Origin of the sequence: Pseudoduganella danionis (genome assembly GCF_009720775.1) — a bacterium.
GTDB lineage: Bacteria > Pseudomonadota > Gammaproteobacteria > Burkholderiales > Burkholderiaceae_D > Rugamonas > Rugamonas danionis.
Genome location: NZ_WNKW01000054.1, coordinates 1 through 228, shown reverse-complemented (window position 1 = coordinate 228; position 228 = coordinate 1). Strand labels below are relative to the sequence as shown.

The window sequence follows — 228 nt, the reverse complement described above, 5'->3', positions numbered from 1 at the left end:
ATACTAATTGCCCGTACGGCTTGTCCCTATAACCTTAGCAGGGTATAGGTAAGAAGACCGTTAAACGTTGTTGAGACAACTTCATTACCCCATTACTTACTATTCCAGATTCTGAGCAACGTTCGTGTGAACGCGGCTCGTACAAGTCAAAGCTTGATGACCATAGCAAGTTGGTCCCACCCCTTCCCATCCCGAACAGGACCGTGAAACAACTCTGCGCCGATGATA

General features: G+C 47.4%; 1 rRNA gene. It reads left to right on the top strand.

The features are described from left to right. Nucleotides 1-152: 152 nt before the first annotated feature. Nucleotides 153-228: ribosomal RNA gene (gene rrf / locus GM655_RS23415) — 5S ribosomal RNA — on the top strand; the annotation flags it as partial.